24 protein-coding genes and 1 pseudogene are annotated in these 19,071 nt (G+C 35.6%); 23 read left to right on the plus strand and 2 right to left on the minus strand.

Going from position 1 to position 19,071, the window contains the following annotated elements; translation table 11 throughout:
• Positions 1–4 precede the first annotated feature (4 nt).
• On the plus strand, positions 5–226 hold the full coding sequence (locus DY109_RS10625) for a hypothetical protein (protein ID WP_023948230.1): 222 nt from the start codon (positions 5–7) through the stop codon (positions 224–226).
• A gap of 43 nt (positions 227–269) precedes the next feature.
• Here DY109_RS10625 and gltX read toward each other — a convergent pair whose 3' ends face one another.
• Entirely contained in the window at positions 270–1,652 is a 1,383-nt protein-coding gene (gene gltX, locus DY109_RS10630) for a glutamate--tRNA ligase (protein WP_023948229.1), read from the minus strand.
• A gap of 98 nt (positions 1,653–1,750) precedes the next feature.
• On the opposite strand from gltX, the gene DY109_RS10635 reads away from it, so the two are divergent.
• A complete protein-coding gene (locus tag DY109_RS10635; RefSeq protein ID WP_112058483.1) occupies positions 1,751–2,374 on the plus strand; it encodes a trimeric intracellular cation channel family protein in 624 nt (207 codons plus the stop codon).
• A 30-nt stretch (positions 2,375–2,404) separates the two neighbouring features.
• Positions 2,405–3,205 (plus strand): 3'-5' exonuclease, encoded by an 801-nt coding sequence (locus tag DY109_RS10640; protein WP_023948226.1) that lies wholly within the window; start codon positions 2,405–2,407, stop codon positions 3,203–3,205.
• A 39-nt stretch (positions 3,206–3,244) separates the two neighbouring features.
• Here DY109_RS10640 and DY109_RS10645 read toward each other — a convergent pair whose 3' ends face one another.
• Positions 3,245–3,736 (minus strand): hypothetical protein, encoded by a 492-nt coding sequence (locus tag DY109_RS10645; RefSeq protein WP_023948224.1) that lies wholly within the window; start codon positions 3,734–3,736, stop codon positions 3,245–3,247.
• Between the two features lie 465 nt (positions 3,737–4,201).
• On the opposite strand from DY109_RS10645, the gene DY109_RS10650 reads away from it, so the two are divergent.
• The 20 genes and pseudogenes from DY109_RS10650 (at position 4,202) to DY109_RS10755 (ending at position 19,064) form a co-directional block, all read left to right on the plus strand.
• Positions 4,202–4,633 carry a hypothetical protein gene (locus DY109_RS10650; protein WP_147277906.1) on the plus strand — a complete coding sequence of 144 codons (432 nt, stop codon included), beginning with the start codon at positions 4,202–4,204 and terminating at the stop codon, positions 4,631–4,633.
• Positions 4,617–4,883, plus strand: coding sequence for a hypothetical protein (locus DY109_RS10655; RefSeq protein WP_023948221.1), 267 nt, complete (start codon positions 4,617–4,619; stop codon positions 4,881–4,883). Before DY109_RS10650 ends, DY109_RS10655 begins: the two co-directional genes overlap by 17 nt.
• Before the next feature lie 286 nt (positions 4,884–5,169).
• Positions 5,170–7,511, plus strand: a pseudogene (locus DY109_RS10665) (VirB4 family type IV secretion/conjugal transfer ATPase).
• Positions 7,504–7,998: a hypothetical protein gene (locus tag DY109_RS10670; RefSeq protein ID WP_023948211.1), complete on the plus strand. Its 495-nt coding sequence runs from the start codon at positions 7,504–7,506 to the stop codon at positions 7,996–7,998. Before DY109_RS10665 ends, DY109_RS10670 begins: the two are co-directional and overlap by 8 nt.
• Before the next feature lie 19 nt (positions 7,999–8,017).
• Positions 8,018–8,524 carry a hypothetical protein gene (locus DY109_RS10675; protein ID WP_023948209.1) on the plus strand — a complete coding sequence of 169 codons (507 nt, stop codon included), beginning with the start codon at positions 8,018–8,020 and terminating at the stop codon, positions 8,522–8,524.
• Complete coding sequence (gene cysT / locus DY109_RS10680; RefSeq protein ID WP_023948207.1) at positions 8,521–9,369, plus strand: sulfate ABC transporter permease subunit CysT; 849 nt, start codon at positions 8,521–8,523, stop codon at positions 9,367–9,369. The genes DY109_RS10675 and cysT overlap by 4 nt, the downstream gene beginning before the upstream one ends.
• A gap of 26 nt (positions 9,370–9,395) precedes the next feature.
• Positions 9,396–10,205, plus strand: coding sequence for a sulfate ABC transporter permease subunit CysW (gene cysW, locus DY109_RS10685; RefSeq protein ID WP_023948206.1), 810 nt, complete (start codon positions 9,396–9,398; stop codon positions 10,203–10,205).
• A 68-nt stretch (positions 10,206–10,273) separates the two neighbouring features.
• Positions 10,274–11,323, plus strand: coding sequence for a hypothetical protein (locus DY109_RS12195; RefSeq protein WP_023948204.1), 1,050 nt, complete (start codon positions 10,274–10,276; stop codon positions 11,321–11,323).
• 10 nt (positions 11,324–11,333) lie between these two features.
• Positions 11,334–11,924: a L,D-transpeptidase family protein gene (locus tag DY109_RS10700; RefSeq protein ID WP_023948203.1), complete on the plus strand. Its 591-nt coding sequence runs from the start codon at positions 11,334–11,336 to the stop codon at positions 11,922–11,924.
• Positions 11,925–12,056: 132 nt separating this feature from the next.
• Positions 12,057–13,310: an SEL1-like repeat protein gene (locus DY109_RS10705; RefSeq protein ID WP_023948202.1), complete on the plus strand. Its 1,254-nt coding sequence runs from the start codon at positions 12,057–12,059 to the stop codon at positions 13,308–13,310.
• Positions 13,311–13,330: 20 nt separating this feature from the next.
• Positions 13,331–13,852 carry a hypothetical protein gene (locus DY109_RS10710; protein WP_115737894.1) on the plus strand — a complete coding sequence of 174 codons (522 nt, stop codon included), beginning with the start codon at positions 13,331–13,333 and terminating at the stop codon, positions 13,850–13,852.
• 156 nt (positions 13,853–14,008) lie between these two features.
• Complete coding sequence (locus DY109_RS10715; RefSeq protein WP_023948199.1) at positions 14,009–14,227, plus strand: hypothetical protein; 219 nt, start codon at positions 14,009–14,011, stop codon at positions 14,225–14,227.
• 3 nt (positions 14,228–14,230) lie between these two features.
• Positions 14,231–14,989, plus strand: a complete 759-nt coding sequence (locus DY109_RS10720; RefSeq protein ID WP_023948198.1) for a T6SS effector amidase Tae4 family protein — start codon at positions 14,231–14,233, stop codon at positions 14,987–14,989.
• On the plus strand, positions 14,986–15,414 hold the full coding sequence (locus DY109_RS10725; RefSeq protein WP_034549702.1) for a hypothetical protein: 429 nt from the start codon (positions 14,986–14,988) through the stop codon (positions 15,412–15,414). The genes DY109_RS10720 and DY109_RS10725 overlap by 4 nt, the downstream gene beginning before the upstream one ends.
• 7 nt (positions 15,415–15,421) lie before the next feature.
• On the plus strand, positions 15,422–16,147 hold the full coding sequence (locus DY109_RS12200; protein WP_023948194.1) for a hypothetical protein: 726 nt from the start codon (positions 15,422–15,424) through the stop codon (positions 16,145–16,147).
• Complete coding sequence (locus DY109_RS10740) at positions 16,147–16,923, plus strand: T6SS effector amidase Tae4 family protein (RefSeq protein WP_014667034.1); 777 nt, start codon at positions 16,147–16,149, stop codon at positions 16,921–16,923. The genes DY109_RS12200 and DY109_RS10740 overlap by 1 nt, the downstream gene beginning before the upstream one ends.
• Before the next feature lie 12 nt (positions 16,924–16,935).
• A complete protein-coding gene (locus tag DY109_RS10745) occupies positions 16,936–17,343 on the plus strand; it encodes a hypothetical protein (protein WP_014667035.1) in 408 nt (135 codons plus the stop codon).
• 10 nt (positions 17,344–17,353) lie between these two features.
• Complete coding sequence (locus DY109_RS10750) at positions 17,354–18,439, plus strand: T6SS effector amidase Tae4 family protein (RefSeq protein WP_244916679.1); 1,086 nt, start codon at positions 17,354–17,356, stop codon at positions 18,437–18,439.
• Between the two features lie 17 nt (positions 18,440–18,456).
• Entirely contained in the window at positions 18,457–18,603 is a 147-nt protein-coding gene (locus DY109_RS12415) for a hypothetical protein (RefSeq protein WP_483401388.1), read from the plus strand.
• Complete coding sequence (locus DY109_RS10755) at positions 18,603–19,064, plus strand: hypothetical protein (protein ID WP_014667037.1); 462 nt, start codon at positions 18,603–18,605, stop codon at positions 19,062–19,064. Before DY109_RS12415 ends, DY109_RS10755 begins: the two co-directional genes overlap by 1 nt.
• Positions 19,065–19,071: the final 7 nt, after the last annotated feature.

The following is a 19,071-nucleotide window of genomic DNA, read 5'->3' on the forward strand; positions in this document are numbered from 1 at the left end:
ATCTATGTTGTTTTATTGTCATTTTAAGCGCAAGCAGAATCTAGATTCTATGCAAACACAAAAAGAGCGTGTAAAAAATCCTCTATTTTTAGGCAGATTTTGGGGTTGTGTAGAAATTTTTAGACAAGATAGAATCTCGAAGTTCATCGCAGGGCTAAAAAATTCAAACTCCCTGAAATATGTCTTCTCAAGCAAAGCGTTTGGGCAAAGTCCTAGAGTTGCATAGCAAAAAAGAGAGGATTTAGATTCTCTGGAAATTAGAATCTAGACTAACGCGCATCAATAAAACACTCAATCCTTTGCTTTGTCTCATCTGCTCCTATGATAATAATTGCCTCGCAAACCCCTATACCTCCACCTTTGCCTAAGAGTGCCAAACGCAAAGCCGGCATTAATTTGCCAATTTTTATATCATGAGATTCTGCAAAGTTATGCAAAAATTCCTCCATTGCTTTGACATCTTCTATTTCGTAGAATCTTGATTGTTGTAGTAGATTTTGAAGCCATATAATCGTATTTGTATCAAGTTTGGCGCGCATTTTTTCATCATAGCTTTGTGGGCGTGAGAGGATTTCTTTTTGCTGTGAGGCAAATTCGACAAGGGTTTTGCTTCTGTCTTTGAGTGCGGCAAATAAAATATCTCTTTTATGTTTGTCTTTGAGCGGGGTTATACCAAAATCCTGCAATAGCACTTCAAGCTTATCATTTGGGTATTGCTGGATATAGTGCTGATTGAGCCAAAGGAATTTTTCTTGATTATAGCGACTCGGAGAGGAATTAAGCGCATTGCAATCAAAAAGTTCAATCATTTCTTGAAGTGAGAAAATCTCTTTATCCTCATGGCTCCACCCAAGTCGCACAAGAAAATTTAAAATCGCCTCAGGCAAATATCCCATTAATTTATAATCCATAACGCCCATTGCGCCATCGCGCTTGCTAAGCTTTTTGCCCTCGGGATTGAGGATCATAGGTATATGATAGAATCGAGGAATATCAAAGCCAAGCGCGTTGTAAATGATGATTTGTTTGGGTGTGTTTGAGGTGTGATCATCACCGCGGATTACATCAGTTACGCCCATAAGCGCATCATCGATTGTTACGACAAAATTATAAGTTGGGCTACCATCACTGCGCATAATGATAAAATCATCAAGCTCTTTTGCTTGCACACTGATTTTGCCTTTGACACCATCAACAAAGCTTATCTCACCTTCTAGCGGAGCTTTAATTCTTATCACTGGCTGTATTCCGCTTGGTGGCTCTCCTGTGAAATCACGATAGCGATTGTCATATTTTGGGGTTTGTCCGCTTGCTCGTTGGGATTCTCGCAATGCCTCAAGCTCTTCTTTACTCATATAGCAGTAATATGCCTTGCCATTTTGGATAAGCGATTGTGCGTATTGTTTGTAAATATCAAATCGCTGGCTTTGGTAGATGATCTCACCATCATATTCTAAGCCTACCCATTTAAACGACTCTACAATGGCTTTGGCTGCGTCTTTGGAGTTTCTTAAGAGATCTGTATCTTCGATACGCATAAGAAATTTGCCATTGTGTTTGCGCGCATAGAGATAATTAAAAAGAGCGGTGCGAAGTCCGCCGATATGTAAATATCCTGTGGGTGAAGGTGCAAATCTCGTTACAGGTGGCATTTGTTTTCCTTTGTTTGTGGGTGATAATGTTGTGAAATTTTAGCGAATTTTTGATATATTGCGACAAAATTGCTTATATCAATATATATTGAGGTGGAATGTTTCTTACGATTTTGTATATCATCGGAATTACGGCTGAGGGAATGAGTGGGGCATTGATTGCAGGGAGGCACAAAATGGACTTAATGGGTGTGCTTTTTATCGCGCTTGCAGCAGCTATTGGCGGCGGGTCTATACGCGATGTGCTTTTTGGGCATTATCCGCTCACTTGGGTCAAGCATCCCGAATACATCATTGTCGTCTGTATAGCCGCACTTCTTACGACACTCATACCAAAAGTCATCGCTAGACTTGAGAAGTTGTTTTTGGTGCTTGATGCGCTTGGGCTTGTGGTATTTGCAGTCATCGGTGCAGAAGTGGCACTTAATGCTGGATATGGAGTGATTTTGGTTGTGTGTGCGGCAGTTATCACGGCTGTGTTTGGCGGGGTTTTGCGCGATATTTTTTGCGGGATTGTTCCGCTTGTTTTTCGCAAAGAGCTTTATGCAGGAGTGGCGATTGTGAGCGGATTGCTTTATTATTGCTTGATTAATTTGGCACATTTGAGTGCGTATAATGCAAGCATTATAGTGATTGTTGCGGGATTTACTTTGCGACTTTTGGCTATTTATTATAAACTTTCATTGCCTATATTTTCGTATGAGGAAACCCCAAAAACTTAGAATCTAAAAGCAAAACAAAAGGAGGAAAAGATGATTTGTGTATTTGATGTAGAAAGTGTGCCTGATGTCGAGCAGATCGCAGCAAAGATGAATCTAGAATCTAAAAATAATCTTGAGATTTGCCAGATCGCATTCAAAGAGCAGTTAGAAAAAAGCGGAAGTGAGTTTTTGCCTATTTTTTGGCATAAAATCGTAGCGATTTCAAGCGTGATTTGCGATGATTATGGAAACTTTATCAAGGTTGGAAACTTTGGAAAACAAGGCGGGGAAAAAGAGATTTTGGAGGATTTTTTGGGGTTTATCAATCGCAAAGAACCACGATTGGTGAGCTTTAATGGAAGAGGGTTTGATATTCCTGTGATTATGCTTAGGGCGATGAAGTATAATCTGTGTGCGTTTGGGTATTATGAGTCTGAAAATGCTGCCAAAACAAAAAGTAAATGGAAAAATTATAGAATGCGATATAGCGAGAAGTGGCATACGGATTTACTCGATAGTTTGGGGCATTTTGGCTCTGTGCGCAATCTCAATCTCGATGGAGTTTGCAAAATGCTTGGAATCGTAGGCAAATACGATGTGAGCGGATCTGATGTGTATAGGTTGTATTATCAAGACAATGATATTGACAAAATCAATCAATACTGCCAAAGCGATGTGCTTAATACCTATTGGGTGTATCTCAAATACGCGATTTTAAAAGGTGAATTAAGTATTGAGGATTATGCTGGGATTTTGGAAAAATGGAGCGAGAATCTACCAAAAGATATGGAATATAGTAAGAATTTTATGCAAAATATCAAGCAGGAGCTGGCAGGACTTGACATTCTTTAGAATCTAGCTGTAAGAAAAGCTAGATTTTAGGTTGCTAAACTAAAAATAAAGTGCGAGTGTGAGTGCTATTTGGTGCTGTGATTGTCGAATATCTGTGCCGGCGATTTTTGGGTTTTGCCATGAAGCATCAAGCCCGATACTTAGAGGCAAAATAGGAATATCAAAAGTAACGCCATAATTTAGGGCGGCTGTGTTATTTAGAGCGATATTACCGAAGTTTGACCAGCTTCCACCGATATAAGGCGTGAAACGCCAAAGTTTGTATCCTAGCAATCCTCCAACTTGAATATTTGAAAATCCTTTGAGATCGTTTTGTCCCATTATGTAGTTGTATTTGAATTGTGGGGCGATTGTGATTCCGCTTCCTCCAAGCCAGACACGACCAAAACCACCGACTAAAAATGTATCTGTATTTGTTGCTGTTCCAAAGCTTGCTCCGATTTCAGGATTGATTTTGAATTTGCCAACACCAATGGCAAACGCGCTAGAAGCCAAACCACACGCCATAAATATTGCAAGTAACTTTTTCATTGTGAGTCCTTATTTGAGATGAAAGCAAAGTATATCACAGAATGTTAATGTTTTGGATTACTTTGTTTTGTTGTTTTTTACGACAAAAAGCCAGATTTTGCCAAAAATCCAATTCTTAAGTATTGCATAAGTTTTTCGAATAGGAAAGGAAAAACTTATGTTGCTATTGCTACACAGAGCTTAGGTAGTCAAGTTACTTTAGACTTAGACAAGAAACTCAAAAGGCTTCAAATCCAAGAAGAGTTACAATTTTACTTTGAAACTCTTAAAAACCCAAAGATTTTTTTATTTTATCTGCATTTGGTTGAGATATTTTTAATCAAAGAACAAAAGAATATCTTTTTTAATATCCAATACATCTCATATCGCTTTGATGTGTGTGAAAAGACAATTTATCTTTTGCTCAAAGAATTACAATCATTAGATTTAATAAAACATAACTTTAGAAAGAATCAACTTGTCTTTTTGAGTATGCTAGATTACAAACAATCAAAGATTTTTCAATCAAAGAGTCAAGAAGTAGAGACAGAATCTAAACAAGATTTTAGTCAATTCCCAGCACGATTCTTTAAAGATATGAATTGCATTGTTAATCGTATTATCAAACAAGACACAAAAGATTTCAACAGAACTTTTAGCATTCAAGATAAATTGTGGAAGTTAAAGGTTAGTGAGAATAAATTTATAGATTATAAAGGCATCTTTCTTGAGTTTGAAGAAGTTAATGATTCTCAATGCACTATTAGAATGCCTTATACATATCTTACTAATGAGATTCCACCAAAGCTCTCTCACCCATTTCATAAAAATATCATCAAATCAAAGATTCTAAAAGGGCTCAATGCAATCACTTATAGAGAAGATTTGCAAGGGGGTTGTAATGAAAAAATTGCTTAAAATATTTGCCCTAGCCTTGCCAAGTGTAGTTTTTAGTGCAGACTTGACAAGTATAGTCAATAAAATATCAAGTTGGATACAAACAGCCCTTACAGCTATTGGGACAATCATTATCATTGCAGTAGCAATTTACTTTATGAAAAATCTTGATCGATGGAAAGAGATTTTTCTTGTGTGTTTAGGCATTGTGCTAGCAACTCTTGGCATTATGAATGCTCAGGCAATTTCAAATTTTCTTTTCAGCTCATAGCAAAAGAAAAAATGAATGCTTATTGTAAGCGAAACACGCGTTGCTAATATACGAGAGCTGACTAAAAAAGAGAAGTTTTTAAGGCTTAACATAAAGTCTTGGGTGATTTCTATAATGTGCGGGTTAATTAGTAATCCTCACTAGGACTTTATAGCTTTGCGCTCTTTTTTGTATTGCTTGTATTTTTTTATGTGATTGAATTCTTTGATGATGACATTGTGGATATTGCAATGAATACCTTGCAATTAAAAACAGGCATTAATGTGTATTATCCATAAGGCTTATTATGAACTTCACAGAAAAAATCAAAAAGAGTCTTTTTAATTTTTTGTTTGATTCATTACCAAATCAATACTCTATTTGTGAGGAGAATAATATTCTAGGACTATTTGATGAATCTTATGTCCTCACAAAGACCGAGAATTTTGTTGGTGGGATTACACTCAAAGGCATAAATTATAATGCAATCACAGAAAATGATACGCTTGATCTTATGCTTTCGCGTATTAATGCCTCAATGCTTTGAGCGATGATATTGAAGCGCGTATTGTGGTGAAACGCCGACAATTAACTTATAATAGAGAATATAATATTGCTAATCCTTATGCTGAGAAGATTATCAATAGCTGTGAGAAAAAAGAAAAAGTATTTGTCAATCATTACTTTATTTTATTTGAGACCAAAAATAAAGGAGCAAAAGGCTTTTTTGAAAAGAAAAAGCTTGAGCTTATAACTTCTATCAAAGAAGACACTCAAAACAATATCACCTATACCAATAAGCTTGCTATCATTAAATCTACGATTGAGCGCGTTATACAAACACTCAGTGCGTATGAACCAAAGCAATTAGATTCTGTTGAGATATTGCGATTGTATGCTGAATATATCAATGGAGTCTATATTCCAATTACACCAAGCAATGGGCTTTTGACAGATTCTTATATTGCAAGCACTATCTCATTTCATAAAGATTATTTTATACAAGATTTTAATAACAATAGAGTCTTTAATCGCTTTATTGGTATTAAAGCTTATGATAATGAAGAGATAACAAGCCTCACTATCTCATCTATCTTGCATAGTAGCTTTGAGCTTGATATATATTTAAGTATTGATTCTATCTCCAAAGAAAAAGTACAAAGCATTGTCAAAAATAAAATCAAATATGCACCAAATATAGCAAAAGGTGATTTAAGAGAGCTAAAAGAGCTTATAGATTCTGATCGATTGTATATGCAGAACTTCTCTTATACAATCTTAGTCAAAGCCAAATCAAAAGAAGAGCTTAATGAAGCTTCTTCTATCATCATTAATGAATTAAAAAATGCTGGACTCATTGCTGTGTATGAGACATTGAATTTACAGCCTACATTTTTTAGTTTATTTCCTAATAAATCATTTCTCAATGCGCGCAAAAGAATCCATACAAGCAAGACCATTTCATCAATGATTTTATTTGAAAAAGAATATATAGGAAAAACAACAAATAGCTTTGGCAATACGTCTGTAACAATATTAAAAATCAATCTATGTCGCCATTTTTGTTTAATTTTCATATCAATGAAGAAAAAAACATTGTAGGACATATAATGATAGTTGGAGGCACAGGAGCTGGAAAGACTACACTTGTATCTTTTTTGATTGCCAATTTCTTTAAATATGATATTGACATCTTAGCCCTTGATAGACTTAATGGGCTTTATTCTGTTGCTGAATTTTTAAATGGTGAATACAATCAAGGTGATAATTTTTGCATTAATCCTTTCACTTTACCCTATGATAGTGAAAATATCACATTTCTCAATCTGGTTATGTATGATGATTGGCATTAATATTAATGCCACAACTGCCGAAGAATCAGAAAAGATTAAAGCGATTGAAAAGGTTGTGCGACATGCGTATGAAATCTTAACTCCTCAAAACAAAGAATTTTCACTCAAAGATATTAAAGATTCTATTGTTAAAACAGGAGATTCTCATATCCCTATACAGCTTGAGCGGTATCTAGCTAATCCACTTTTTAATAAAACTTATGACGCATTGCAATTTAATAAGAAATTCACAACACTTAATATGGACTTTATTGTTGATGATGAGAAAAATGCAGGACTGATTGCCCAATATCTTTTTCATAAAATGATCTATCGGGCTAAAAATAGCGATAAAGGTTTCTTTATCTTTATTGATGAGTTTAAATCCTATCTCTCAAATGAAGTGTTTAATGAAAGAATCAATCTTACACTTACCCAAGCGCGAAAGCTAAATGGTGTGCTTGCAATGGCATTTCAAGATATGCACCAACTTGATAATGTCAAAAATGCAGATTCTTTTATCCGCAATCTAGGCAATATTATTATATTTCCTACCAAAGATATTGAAGTATTCAATAAATACAATATCCACCTCACTCAAAACGAACAAGCTTTCTTGCTTAATACAGGGCAGAATGAAAGAAAAGTGTTGATTAAAAATCTAATTGAAAATCAAAGCAATATCATTGATGTCAATCTTGCCAAACTTGGCAAATATCTCAAAATCCTCTCCTCTAATTCAGAATCAGTGCAAAGAATCAAAAAACTCAAACTTAGCAATAACCCATTGTGGAAAGAGGAATTCTTAAATGGTTAATATTTATAACTTCATTATGGACTTATTTATAAGCATAAGCAATAAATTTGTCAATAATATTATTCCAAATCTAGCAAGTCTATTCCGCCTTACAGAGCTTTTGAATTTTATTGGTATTACTTTGATTGTAATTTATTGTGTGAAAAAGATCCAAGAGGGAGATTTTTTAAATTGGAAGAATCTAGCCCAACTTATAGTCTTTTTGCTGTATCTAGGATTTTTTAATTGGGTAGCTAAAAATCCATCAACTTATATTAATTACTTTAGCACACTTGTAGAATACCCCGCAAATGCCATTATCAAAGCAATTGCAAATGCTACACAAGATTTACAACAAAATGTGAGTGGAAATTATAAAGGCGGTGTAGATTGGCTTATTCAAAAAAGCTATGAAGCTGGAACGCAAGTTATGGAAAGAGCCATTCCTAGATTCTCATTTGCTATAATTCCAACTACACATTACCTACGCTTAATAGCAATACAATAAACAAAGGAGAAAAAACAAGATGAAAAAACTACTAGCATTTATATTTTTAACGTGTAGTGTGGCGTTTGGTGCGGAGAATCTAGCCACAAATCAAGCACAGATTCACACTTTTAAATCCAAACAAAATGATGGCATAACAATCAAGATTCAAGAGTTGCAAGGCACAAAAAAGTGGATTGCAGAAATGAGCGATTATTTTATGTTTAGGGTGATAGATTTTGAGATAATCCACAATGGAAAATTGCTTCTCAAAGGCAGGGCAAATGTCCATCCAAATAGCTATCTTGGCGGTGAGAGTGATACTGCGGAAAATGGCGTTGGTTATGACGCGGTAGAATTTTGGAATGAGGGCTATGATAAAGGCAAATGCGCTTTGTCGATTAGAATCCAAGATGAGCCCATAGATGAAAACGATAAAGAACAAAGACTAAAAATCAGTGGAAATTTAAGCGATTGTGTGTCGCTTAAAGGTATTGTGCTAAAAAATAAAATTTTTTATAGGGTTAGCGAGGAGCAGGGCAAATGAATCTTTCTTACATTGCAAACAAATCCTTTGCTAAAAAACCATCGATTTTGCAGGGCTTTGGACTTAGCTTTGGGCTTGGAATGACATATTTTAGTCTGCTTGTGATTATCCCACTAATCGCGCTTTTTGCCTTTAGCTTTAAGCTTGAATGGGCAAAATTTGTAGAAATCATTAGCGATTCGCAAGTGTTAAGCGCGTTAAAATTCTCGCTTTCAACCGCGCTTTTTGCCGCGACTATCAATCTCATTTTAGGATTTATCGTGGCGTGGAGCTTGGCGCGATATGACTTTTTTGGCAAACGGCTTTTAGAAGCCCTAATCGACTTGCCTTTCGCACTCCCCACCGCCGTAGCGGGAATCGCAATCGCTTTTTTGCTATCTAGCAACGGCATAGTCGGCAAGGCATTTTTGCTAATTGGCGTGGATTTAGAGGGGCGCAGTTTTGTAGCGGTTGTCGTGGCACTTATCTTTGTGGGGATTCCCTTTGTGATTCGCACGCTAGAGCCTGTGATAAAGGATTTGGATAAAGAGAGTTTAGAAGCAGCAGGGAGCTTGGGAGCGAACTTTTATCAGAGCTTTTATTTTGTGATTTTGCCATCTTTAATCCCCTCTGCGCTGATAGGATTCGCATTAGCCTTTGCGCGGGGGCTTGGCGAGTATGGCTCAGTGATTTTTGTCTCAAACAATATCCCATTTGAAAGCGAAATACTGCCACTTTTAATCGTTAAAAAGCTGGATTCGTTTGATTATCTAGGTGGGAGCGCGGTGGGCGTATTTATGATAACCGTAGCGTTTGTGATTTTGTTGCTTATAAATTTGCTAGGGCAGTGGCAAAAACGCGCGTGATTTGTAGTAATTCAAAAGGGGTAGAAATGAGAAATGTCGAGCCAAAGGCATTGCAATATGTTTGCATTGGCATTAGCTTTATTTTTTTAGGCATTATGGTAGCACTGCCTTTAATCATCGTCTTTGTGGAGGCATTTAGCGAGGGAATTGCTGTGTATTGGGAGGCGTTAAGCGATGAATACACGATTAAAGCGATTCTTTTGACGCTTACCTGCGTGGCGTTTGTTGTCCCGCTTAATGCAATTTTTGGCACTTTTATCGCATACTCTATCGCAAAGTTTGAGTTTAAAGGCAAATTTATATTATCAAGTCTTATTGAGATTCCCTTTGCCGTTTCACCCGTGATTGTGGGGCTTTGCTTTGTGCTACTCTTTGGCAATAGCGGGTTTTTTGGGGAAATTTTAAACGCGTGGGATATAAAAATCATTTTCGCCCTCCCTGCGATAATCCTAGCAAGCGCGTTTGTAACCTTTCCATTTGTCGCCAAAGAACTCATCGCCCTAATGCAAGAGCAGGGCAAAGAAGAAGAGGAAGCCGCCATAAGTCTTGGCGCAAACGGCTGGCAGAGCTTTTTTAAGGTAACTTTGCCAAATATCAAATGGGGGCTTTTCTATGGTGTCGTGCTGACAAATGCGCGGGTAATCGGCGAATTTGGCGCGGTGGCGGTGGTAAGCGGGAAAATCATAGGGCTAACCACCACGATGCCTTTATACATTGAGATTCTCTACAATGATTATCTCTACACGGCGGCGTTTGCTGTGGCAAGTGTGCTAACGCTACTTTCAATCATCGCGCTCATTTTGAAATGTATCATTGAAAAATATGAAAGGGCGTGAAGGCGCGAATTTTAGCAAGATTTGCAAGATTGGCGCGAATCTAAATCAAAAATAATGGAGTGTGAGTAATGCAAAATATAAGCAAAATTTTAATGATTCTATGCCTTTGCTTGTTGGCAAATATAGCGGTGGCAGAGGATGAGGATATTATTAGTTTAGAGAGATTAGAGCAAATTAAAAAAGAGCAAAATGAATATTGGCTACAATTTTTAGCCAAAGCTCTTTATTATGATGATTCACCTGATGCTTTGGCAAGACTCGCTTTTGCTAAAAAGCACTTCACGCCTTTGTGGTATGAAATCATCACCAATAACAAAGGGCAAAAAGTCGCGAAATGGACTTGCTTTAACAATGAAGCCGAGAGATTTTGTCCCTATCGCCTAAAAGCTCCCATTAAGCTAAAAGGCACGCTTACCATCAAGCCAAACTACACATATTTTGAAGGTTGCGATGATATGCCTATGTATGTTTCATTTAAAAATGAGGATTTATTCTTAACTGAAATGGAATTTTTGACATATAGTAATTTGCAGATAAAGCCCACTTCGCGCAATCAAAAAGAAGTATTAGCAAAGATTCCCAAATGGCTGCTTGATGGATTTGCTGGGGAGGTGAGCTATAAAGTGGAGTTTGAAGTGGCAAATATGAGCGGATATATAAGCGATGTTTGGAGCAATCAACAGCAAGATATAGCTTTGATAGCAGACTATTCTGCGTGTGGCAGTGGAAGCTATGAAAGCTATCTTGTAGCTGATAATATTAAATTTATCAAAAAATTAAGCGAAAAGAAATACGAAACATTAGAGCAATATTTAGAAGCAGAAATGATAAGCGCGAATGCTTTAAGGGTATTTCAGCTTAAAACAAACGATGATTTTGTAAATCTGCGAGAATCCCCAAATGGTGCGATTATAGCACGAATCTACAAAAAAGACTTTAGCGATATTTTAGTGATAGAAGTCCCACAAACGCGTTTGCTAGGATTTAATCAAAATCAAAAGATTGATATATATGATAAAGAATGGTATAAAGTAATTTATTTCCCGCCAAATACGCGCAAGACAAAGGACGCAAAAGCGGGATTTATCCATAAATCACAGATTGATTTTGATGAATGAATCATAAAAAATGGGAGTGCAAAAAATAAAAAAGTTAAGTTTAGCGATTTTAATTGTCGTGGCAGTTGCTATGGCTTTTGGTGCGGTTATAAGCGTGAAGATTTTAAATGTAAATCAAAGCGATTTGCATTCATTGCAAGGCGCACTTAAAGGCGATGTAATCGATTCATTGCTTGTCAAAAAAAGCGATAGAGTGCTAAAAGTGTTGGCAAAAGATTCTACAAACGGCGAAATCTATGTCGCCAAAACCTATCATATCGCACTAGGTGGCAATCCTCAAGGACACAAAACGCAAGATGGCGATAGCAAGACGCCTGAGGGGCTTTATCTCATTGATAGCAAAAATCCAAAATCGCGCTTTTATCTTAATCTTGGCATTTCTTATCCAAATAGTGCAGATTTAGCACAGGCAAAGGCGCGTGGCGTGAGTGCGGGAGGCGATATAAAGATTCACGGATTGCGTAATGGGCTTGGATTTTTGGGGAAGTTAAGCTACATTGCGGGTGATTGGACAGATGGCTGTATCGCGGTGCTAAATGATGAAATCAAAGAGCTATATGAGAGCGTCAAAGTCGGCACAAAGATTATGATTTTGCCCTAAATCTAGCGCGAATTTGCAATTTAGATTCGCGTGAATTTGGTGCGAATCTAAAAGGGTGCGCGAATCTAAAAAGGGCAATTTTTCGCTAAAATTGTGCCTTTTAAAATTTAAATTTTAAACGGAGCGTGAAAAATGCAAAAATTAAGCAAAATGTTAGGATTAGCAGTCGTGGCGATTGTATGTAGTGCGTGTTATAACAAAGCGACAACGCAAAAAAGCAAAGAATCGTTACAATCTTTATGTGAATCACACGACAAACCCGCTTGTTTTGAGCTAAAAAAGATAGAATTGAGTGAGCTAAATGAGCCAAAGCCTTATCAGCTGTGGGATTTTATGGACGATTTTTGGGATATGTGTCATAGGTTTAGCTACATTGTCCCCCAAGCTTGCGATGAGCGCGACAAAACAGCACAGCGATATATCCGCGCCGTGCTGGCACTGCCAAAAGATGAAAAAGGCTCTTATTACATTCAAAAGTTGGATTTACTCTCTCACCAAACAGGTTCTTTAAATCCGAAAATCTTGCAAATGGCTTCATCGGCGCGCGATGAGATTATCGCTGAATTTGAAAAAGATTGCAACGCAAATGACACTCAAAGCTGTGCTATGCTGACTTCTTTTTATTACGGCTTGTTGTTGAGTTGGGATATTGACTACATAGAAATTTTGCGCTCTTATGATGGAGAGGTTCATAAAATCTATGCGCCTAAATTTCAAGCCGTAGCGCAAAAGGCTTGCGAGCTAGGAGACGCTCGCAGCTGTATGAATGGAGCGGCTTTTTATTATTTTTATAAACCAAAGCAAGATTATGCGGTGGCAAGGGATTTTGGCAAAAAGCTGTATTTATTGCTTAAAAATGCCAAAATTCAAGGCAAACTTAACATAAAAGACGCTGAATATCTAGCTACTTTGGCGCGTATAGAAGCTACGCGTGATGATAAAGATGACAAAGCGGAGCGAAAGCAATATATGCTTGATTATTTTAAGGCAGGTTGTGATGATTTGCAAAGTGGCGTGGTGTGCGATAAATTTGCCAAAGCCTATGATGATAATAGGGAGTCGTATTATGTGAGTTATAATATGCCTGAGCTTATCAACCAAAAACAAGCCTTGCATTATTATGATAAGGCGTGTGCTTTGGGCGTGGGTTGTATGCGTTTAGCGCAAATTTATCTTTTTGGCGAAGTGGTGAGCAATAAAGAAGTAAAACAAAATAACGCAAAAGCAAAGCACTACTTTACTAAGGATTGTGATAGTGGTGTTGATGATTATGAATGTGGCATTGATGGCGATGATAATGTTTGCTCGGCAAGCAATCCAAGCTGCTTTATAAAGAGATTAAGCCCAAAAGAGCTTGAAAATTTAGATGAGAGCATTTTTAATTAAAATTTATCAATATGGAATTTTTGGATTTAATTTTTTTATTATTTTTCGTTGTCGCAGGGGCGGACACACTTTATTCGCAAGGGCGTAGAGCAAGGGTTTTGCTCTTTATTTTTTGGAGCTTTTGGCTTTGCCTTTTTGCTTACGCGCTTGTTGAGATATTTTTACTTGCCCCACTTAAAGGAATAAATTTAAAGGACTTTTTTGCCCTTACATTTGCGATAATACTTTGTATCGTGGGTTTGGCAAGTCTTATTTTGCATAAAAAATTCCCAAATTTTTGGCTTTTTTATCCTTATGTGTGCTTTTTTGTCGGCATTGCGGTGTCTAATGTTTGGGGTTTGTTTGATGAAGTGCCACGCAACAAAGCTACTTATGTTGATGATGATGAAATTTATCTTTGGCGCACACTAGCAGGGCTTTTTGTGGCATTTAGTTTGGCTGGACTTTATACACTTTTTAAGCGCAAAAAACTTATCTGCACGCTCATTTTTGTAACGATTTGCTTGCTTTTTTTGTGGAGTTCTGTGCATTTTAGCACTTAAATTTCGCGCTATTGTGAGTCGCCCAAATGAAACATAAAGCAAAATCCACAAAACAATAACGCAAAATCCACAAGTGAATCTAGCGAAGATTCAAGCGAATCTAATGCAAAATCTAGTAAAAATTCAAACAAGGATTCACAAAAAGAAATCCTAGAAATGTATTTTAGCTATGGGGAGAATTGCAAGAAAATAAAAACAGATTCCAAAATAGAAAGCGATGTGAATCTGCATATCCTTACACAAGGATACAATCTAGGCGAATCACTAGCAATCACACTAGAATCTGACGATGGTAGGATAATCAATGCAAGTGGCATAGTAAATAAAAATGGCGAAATAGCGATATATAATGTATTTACAAAAAATAAGGAGTAAAAAATGTTGGTTTGTAAAGTAAGGTGTGGCAATAAAGAAGCAATAATAAGAATACAAAGACCAAGTTTTGATGTTTGCAAAAAGGCTTATGAAAAAATAAGCAAATTGGACAATATTGATGGCAGTAAAATGACAGAATCTAGGAATAGACTTTATGATGCACTAATCAAAAATCGATTATCTAAAGAGCAAATGGCTAAATACACCGAAAAACTTAATAAATACATACCTCCAGAAATAAGGTATTTTAATGTTGGGGGTGGAGCTTATCAGCAATTTATAAATGATTGGGATACTTACTATAATACTTGTGCTTTGCGCATAAGTTATGCTCTAAATCAAACCAATATTCCAATAAAATCTATGACAAATCAGCTTATAGGCAGGAATTATACGGGAGACGACAAACAACTTTACTATTTAGGTGTTCTTGATATTGTAGATTTGCTTAACAAAAATTGGAAAAAACTTACTTGGCAGAAACCTACCTTTAATCAAGTCAAACAAAAAATCAAATGTGGTTGTTCGGAGGATTTTTATAAAAATATGACGACAAAGGCAGACAATGAAACTTTTTTAAGTGAATTGCAGTCATTACAAATAAAAGGAATTATAGCAATGATTGGCACAAATGGGCTAAGACATACTACGCTATGGGATACAGATAACTTTGTCGATGTAAATATTGGCATAAGCGAAAATTATCTGGAAGAGACGGCAGATTACATTATCAAAGAATGCTATTTTTGGGATATGAAATGAAAAAGATGATTATGATTATATTGGTAAGTTATTTTTTAGCTGTAAATACAAATGCAGATAATCTTTCGCATTCATATAATCCAAGCGATGTATTGTCTAGTCAATTACTAGTTTTTAAGATGAATGCACGGTATTATTACAAGGCTTGGACTATTGGATATTGTTTGGGATATTACAAAGTAGAAAATAATGCTATGATAACTTTTGATACGATGTTAGATATTGATAAAATTGCCTATGTTAAAGGTATTGAACCACTAAAAGAACTAAAAAGCTACATAGATTCAAAAAAAGACTATTTTGAAAAAGACAAAGTAAATCGCTGTTTAAATTTAGTAATACCCTCAAGCAAAATCAATGGTTTGATTACACTTGAATATGTAATAGAGCGAATCATCAAAAAATACTGCAAAGAATGTGAGTGAATCTACAATGCCACCTTTAAACCCCCTACTAGAAACAGATAAAATAGAATGTATCCACAAAGGCAAAGTTATCTTACAATCAAGCACAAAAGATTTAATGTGTGTGCAAGATTCTAATAATAATGACGCTGGATTGATAAGTTTGCAAGATTTAGCAAATGCTGTCATTATAGGCTGCACTAATAATATAGTTGGCATTCCAAATCCTTGCACGAAATTAGTTAATATCCCAAATTCTATTTGTTCCACCTTACTAGAAATTGATAATCAAAAAATAGTCTTAGCCCAAGCAACCTCACAAGTCATCACAGATAAAGGCTCACCTTTAATCTTACAAGGAGAACCAAAGGCAAAGGATATATTAGAACTTGATGAGGATATAGTAGAATTTAATAATGCACAAAATGACAATGATAGTGCAGAATCTAGCGTAGATTCAAATGCAGATTCAAGCGAATCTAACGCAAAATCAAGCAAAGATTCACAATCCACACAAGATTCCCAAAAAGAAATCCTAGAAATGTATTTTAGTTATGGAAAAGAAATGATAAAATTAGGGGACGATGATTCAAGACATAGCAATGATATGAATTTACATATCGTTACAAGTGGGTATGAGAATGGGGAAGAGGTAAAAGTTATGTTAGAATCTAGCGATAATCAAAAGTTTGTTGTTTGTGGCAAAATACAAAACAATGAAGTAATAGTTAAAAATGTAGTTAAGGATAGATAATGGCAGTAGTAGAATGGAGGGCAACTTGTGGCACAAAAAATGCAAGCATAAAATGCAAAAGACCCAACTGGGACAAAGTCAAAAGGGCGTATGATGAAATCAATAAAATAGACAAAAGTGATATTGACAAGGCATATGAAGTTGTTTTCAATGACGAGAAAAATAAATTCATAAAAAAGGGCGAACAAGAATGGATTGCAAGACAAAAAGCACACGAAATTGCAAATAAAACAAAAGTATCACAAGCAAGATATGAGAAGGTGGGAGGTGAAGCTTTAAGATATTTTAAGGGAAATAGAGAATATTACAGAAATACTTGCACTTTACAAATAAGTTATGCTCTAAATTTTGGTAGAATGTCATTACATAATACAATCAAAAAAAGGGAATTTGGCTCTGTTGGCGGTGCTATAATAGAACAAAAAGAATTGCTTTACATATTGGGAGTAATTGATATGAGAGATTTTTTGCTACAACAATGGAGGCAACCAGAATTTAAAGAAAGTTTATATGAAATAAAATCGTATGATGTCCTATTATCTCGCAATAAAACACTTTTGCAAAAATTAAAAGATTTAAAGTCTAAAGGTTTGGTAACCATTGGTGGAGGGAGATTCCGTGATAAAAAATATCTTAAAAGTTTTTGGCATTCAACACTATGGGATACAAATGAATTTGTCGATGTGCGAAACAATAGAAACATAAACTATCTAGGTGGCATAGATGATGGTGTAGAATTTTTAGCAAAAGAATTGTTCTTTTGGGAGCTAAAATAAAGGAGTCAAAGTATGAAAAAGATTATATTGTTAGCGTTTGCTTTCTGTGTGTATTTAGTGGGATATGAGCTTGAGCCAAAGCATAGATATAAAAATAACTATTCATTTGATGAGCGAGTGCTTGCATTTAAAAAAGACGGAATGATTTCTTGTCTATACGATGAAAAATTTGACAATGGCAGACCTATAAGTAGTTTGCACGATACTGGATATTATACAAGAATCTTTTACCCTATTTTTGGCGATGGTAAATTTTACCTCGCGCAAAGAGAGCTTTCTGACTATGTAAAAAAAGCAAAAAAAGAAATGGTGTTTGGCAGTTTAACCCATATAATCACTTGCATAGAAATCTATGAATCCTCCAAATACCAAGCCGAAATCGAACGAATCGTAAAAAAATACTGCAAAGGGTGCAAATAAAGAATCTACAATGCCAAATCCCTTATTAGAATCAGACATCTTAGAATGCCTCCACAAAGGCAAAGTCTTACTTCAATCAAGCACAAAAGATTTAATGTGTGTGCAAGATTCTAATAATAATGACGCTGGATTGATAAGTTTGCAAGATTTAGCAAATGCTGTCATTATAGGCTGTGCTAATAATATTGCTGGAATCCCAAGTCCTTGCACGAAATTAGTTAATATCCCAAATTCGATTTGCTCTACATTGCTAGAAATTGATAATCAAAAAATAGTCCTAGCCCAAGCAATCTCTCAAGTCATCACAGATAAAGGCTCACCACTTATCTTGCAAGACGAGCCAAAAGCAAAGGATATATTTGAGATTGATGAGGATATAGCCGAATCTGTGAATGAAATTAGCGATAATTCAAATGAATTTAATGCAGATTTAGGCGAATCTAGCGAAGATTCTAGTGAAATACTAACACCACTACCACAACGATATGCAAGTAATGATGATATGGCAATTAGAGATTTTGTAAAATGGCAAGAATGGGAAAAATTTAAGAAATATTATCTCAATATGCACAAAATAAACACTAACGACAGAATAGAATCTAAAAATAGGATAGAGCAAGAAGAAGGTAGGTTAGATAGGTGGGTAAAAAGCAAAGATAATATTTTTAGATATGAAGAAAAGGATTTTATTGATGCTGAAATAAGATATTATAGAATCAAGGGGGCTATTTATGATTTGTTTATGAATAGCCCATATCAACGCATAAATACTTGCACCGCAAGACTAAGTAAAGCACTATATGACTATGGAATATCCATTAAAAGATTAAAAGGTATGGAATCTGCCGATTTGGCATACGCTGGGAAAAACACTAATGATGATAGGATTTTAATAAAAGTTAAAGATATGGTAACATTTTTAAAAGAAAGCGAACATTTTGGAGAGTTAGAAACATATTCAGCAACTAATGGTGCGAATTTTTATCACACATTTTACGATGAATCCTATGACAAATTAGTGTTAAACAAAAAAATATTAATCAAACACGAGTCGATGAAATACGACAAGATAATGAAAAATTTCACACAAATCTAAACGGCAAAAAAGGCATTATAGCTTTAGAAATAGAGGCTTGGGGTGATGCTTTTGGGCATATAACACTATGGGAAAATAATGATTTTGTCGATGAAAGCGAATTTTTACCCGACAAAAGAGAGTATGTTTTTGTAAAAACACTTTATTTTTGGGAGTTTTCATAATGAAAAAATTGCTTTATACTATTTTGTTATGCCTTATTTTTAGCGCAAATGCTGAACCCCCTACATTAGCCGACACTTACTCTTGCACTAAAAGTGGAAGCACAGAGCAAAGCATTGCTGAAAAGTCTTTTATACAAAATCCAATCAAATACTATAAAAGATGGGCTTTAGCCCATTGCTTAAAATACACTTCAAGTGTGGATAAAACTATGTCATCAGGCTGTGGTAAAAAAATGCCACAAGATATAATAAACCTAAGACATATAGATAATATGACAAGGCTTTTGGGAGGTGAGGCATTAGATGAAGTAAAAGCATATATAGATGAATATTATAAGGTTATTGTCGAATTTTCGCATAAGGGTTATGTAAATGCTTGCTTTGATTTGGTGTATGAAAATAAAGAATTTGACGCCGAAGTGGAGCGCATTGTGAAAAAATACTGCAAAGAATGTGAGTGAATCTATA

Source organism: Helicobacter fennelliae, from assembly GCF_900451005.1.
GTDB classification, from domain to species: Bacteria; Campylobacterota; Campylobacteria; order Campylobacterales; family Helicobacteraceae; genus Helicobacter_B; species Helicobacter_B fennelliae.

Bases quoted from the DNA above. Each gene is read 5' to 3' on its own strand.
- DY109_RS10705 (WP_023948202.1), top strand. From the start codon at position 12,057: ATGCAAAAATTAAGCAAAATGTTAGGATTAGCAGTCGTGGCGATTGTA.
- DY109_RS10745 (WP_014667035.1), top strand. From the start codon at position 16,936: ATGAAAAAGATTATATTGTTAGCGTTTGCTTTCTGTGTGTATTTAGTG.
- DY109_RS10645 (WP_023948224.1), bottom strand. From the start codon at position 3,736: ATGAAAAAGTTACTTGCAATATTTATGGCGTGTGGTTTGGCTTCTAGC.
- DY109_RS10625 (WP_023948230.1), top strand. From the start codon at position 5: ATGTTGTTTTATTGTCATTTTAAGCGCAAGCAGAATCTAGATTCTATG.
- DY109_RS10640 (WP_023948226.1), top strand. From the start codon at position 2,405: ATGATTTGTGTATTTGATGTAGAAAGTGTGCCTGATGTCGAGCAGATC.
- DY109_RS10655 (WP_023948221.1), top strand. From the start codon at position 4,617: ATGAAAAAATTGCTTAAAATATTTGCCCTAGCCTTGCCAAGTGTAGTT.
- DY109_RS10670 (WP_023948211.1), top strand. From the start codon at position 7,504: ATGGTTAATATTTATAACTTCATTATGGACTTATTTATAAGCATAAGC.
- DY109_RS10700 (WP_023948203.1), top strand. From the start codon at position 11,334: ATGGGAGTGCAAAAAATAAAAAAGTTAAGTTTAGCGATTTTAATTGTC.
- DY109_RS10740 (WP_014667034.1), top strand. From the start codon at position 16,147: ATGGCAGTAGTAGAATGGAGGGCAACTTGTGGCACAAAAAATGCAAGC.
- DY109_RS10725 (WP_034549702.1), top strand. From the start codon at position 14,986: ATGAAAAAGATGATTATGATTATATTGGTAAGTTATTTTTTAGCTGTA.
- DY109_RS10750 (WP_244916679.1), top strand. From the start codon at position 17,354: ATGCCAAATCCCTTATTAGAATCAGACATCTTAGAATGCCTCCACAAA.
- DY109_RS12200 (WP_023948194.1), top strand. From the start codon at position 15,422: ATGCCACCTTTAAACCCCCTACTAGAAACAGATAAAATAGAATGTATC.
- DY109_RS10715 (WP_023948199.1), top strand. From the start codon at position 14,009: ATGTATTTTAGCTATGGGGAGAATTGCAAGAAAATAAAAACAGATTCC.
- DY109_RS10635 (WP_112058483.1), top strand. From the start codon at position 1,751: ATGTTTCTTACGATTTTGTATATCATCGGAATTACGGCTGAGGGAATG.
- DY109_RS10675 (WP_023948209.1), top strand. From the start codon at position 8,018: ATGAAAAAACTACTAGCATTTATATTTTTAACGTGTAGTGTGGCGTTT.
- DY109_RS10720 (WP_023948198.1), top strand. From the start codon at position 14,231: ATGTTGGTTTGTAAAGTAAGGTGTGGCAATAAAGAAGCAATAATAAGA.
- DY109_RS10755 (WP_014667037.1), top strand. From the start codon at position 18,603: ATGAAAAAATTGCTTTATACTATTTTGTTATGCCTTATTTTTAGCGCA.
- cysT (WP_023948207.1), top strand. From the start codon at position 8,521: ATGAATCTTTCTTACATTGCAAACAAATCCTTTGCTAAAAAACCATCG.
- cysW (WP_023948206.1), top strand. From the start codon at position 9,396: ATGAGAAATGTCGAGCCAAAGGCATTGCAATATGTTTGCATTGGCATT.
- gltX (WP_023948229.1), bottom strand. From the start codon at position 1,652: ATGCCACCTGTAACGAGATTTGCACCTTCACCCACAGGATATTTACAT.
- DY109_RS12195 (WP_023948204.1), top strand. From the start codon at position 10,274: ATGCAAAATATAAGCAAAATTTTAATGATTCTATGCCTTTGCTTGTTG.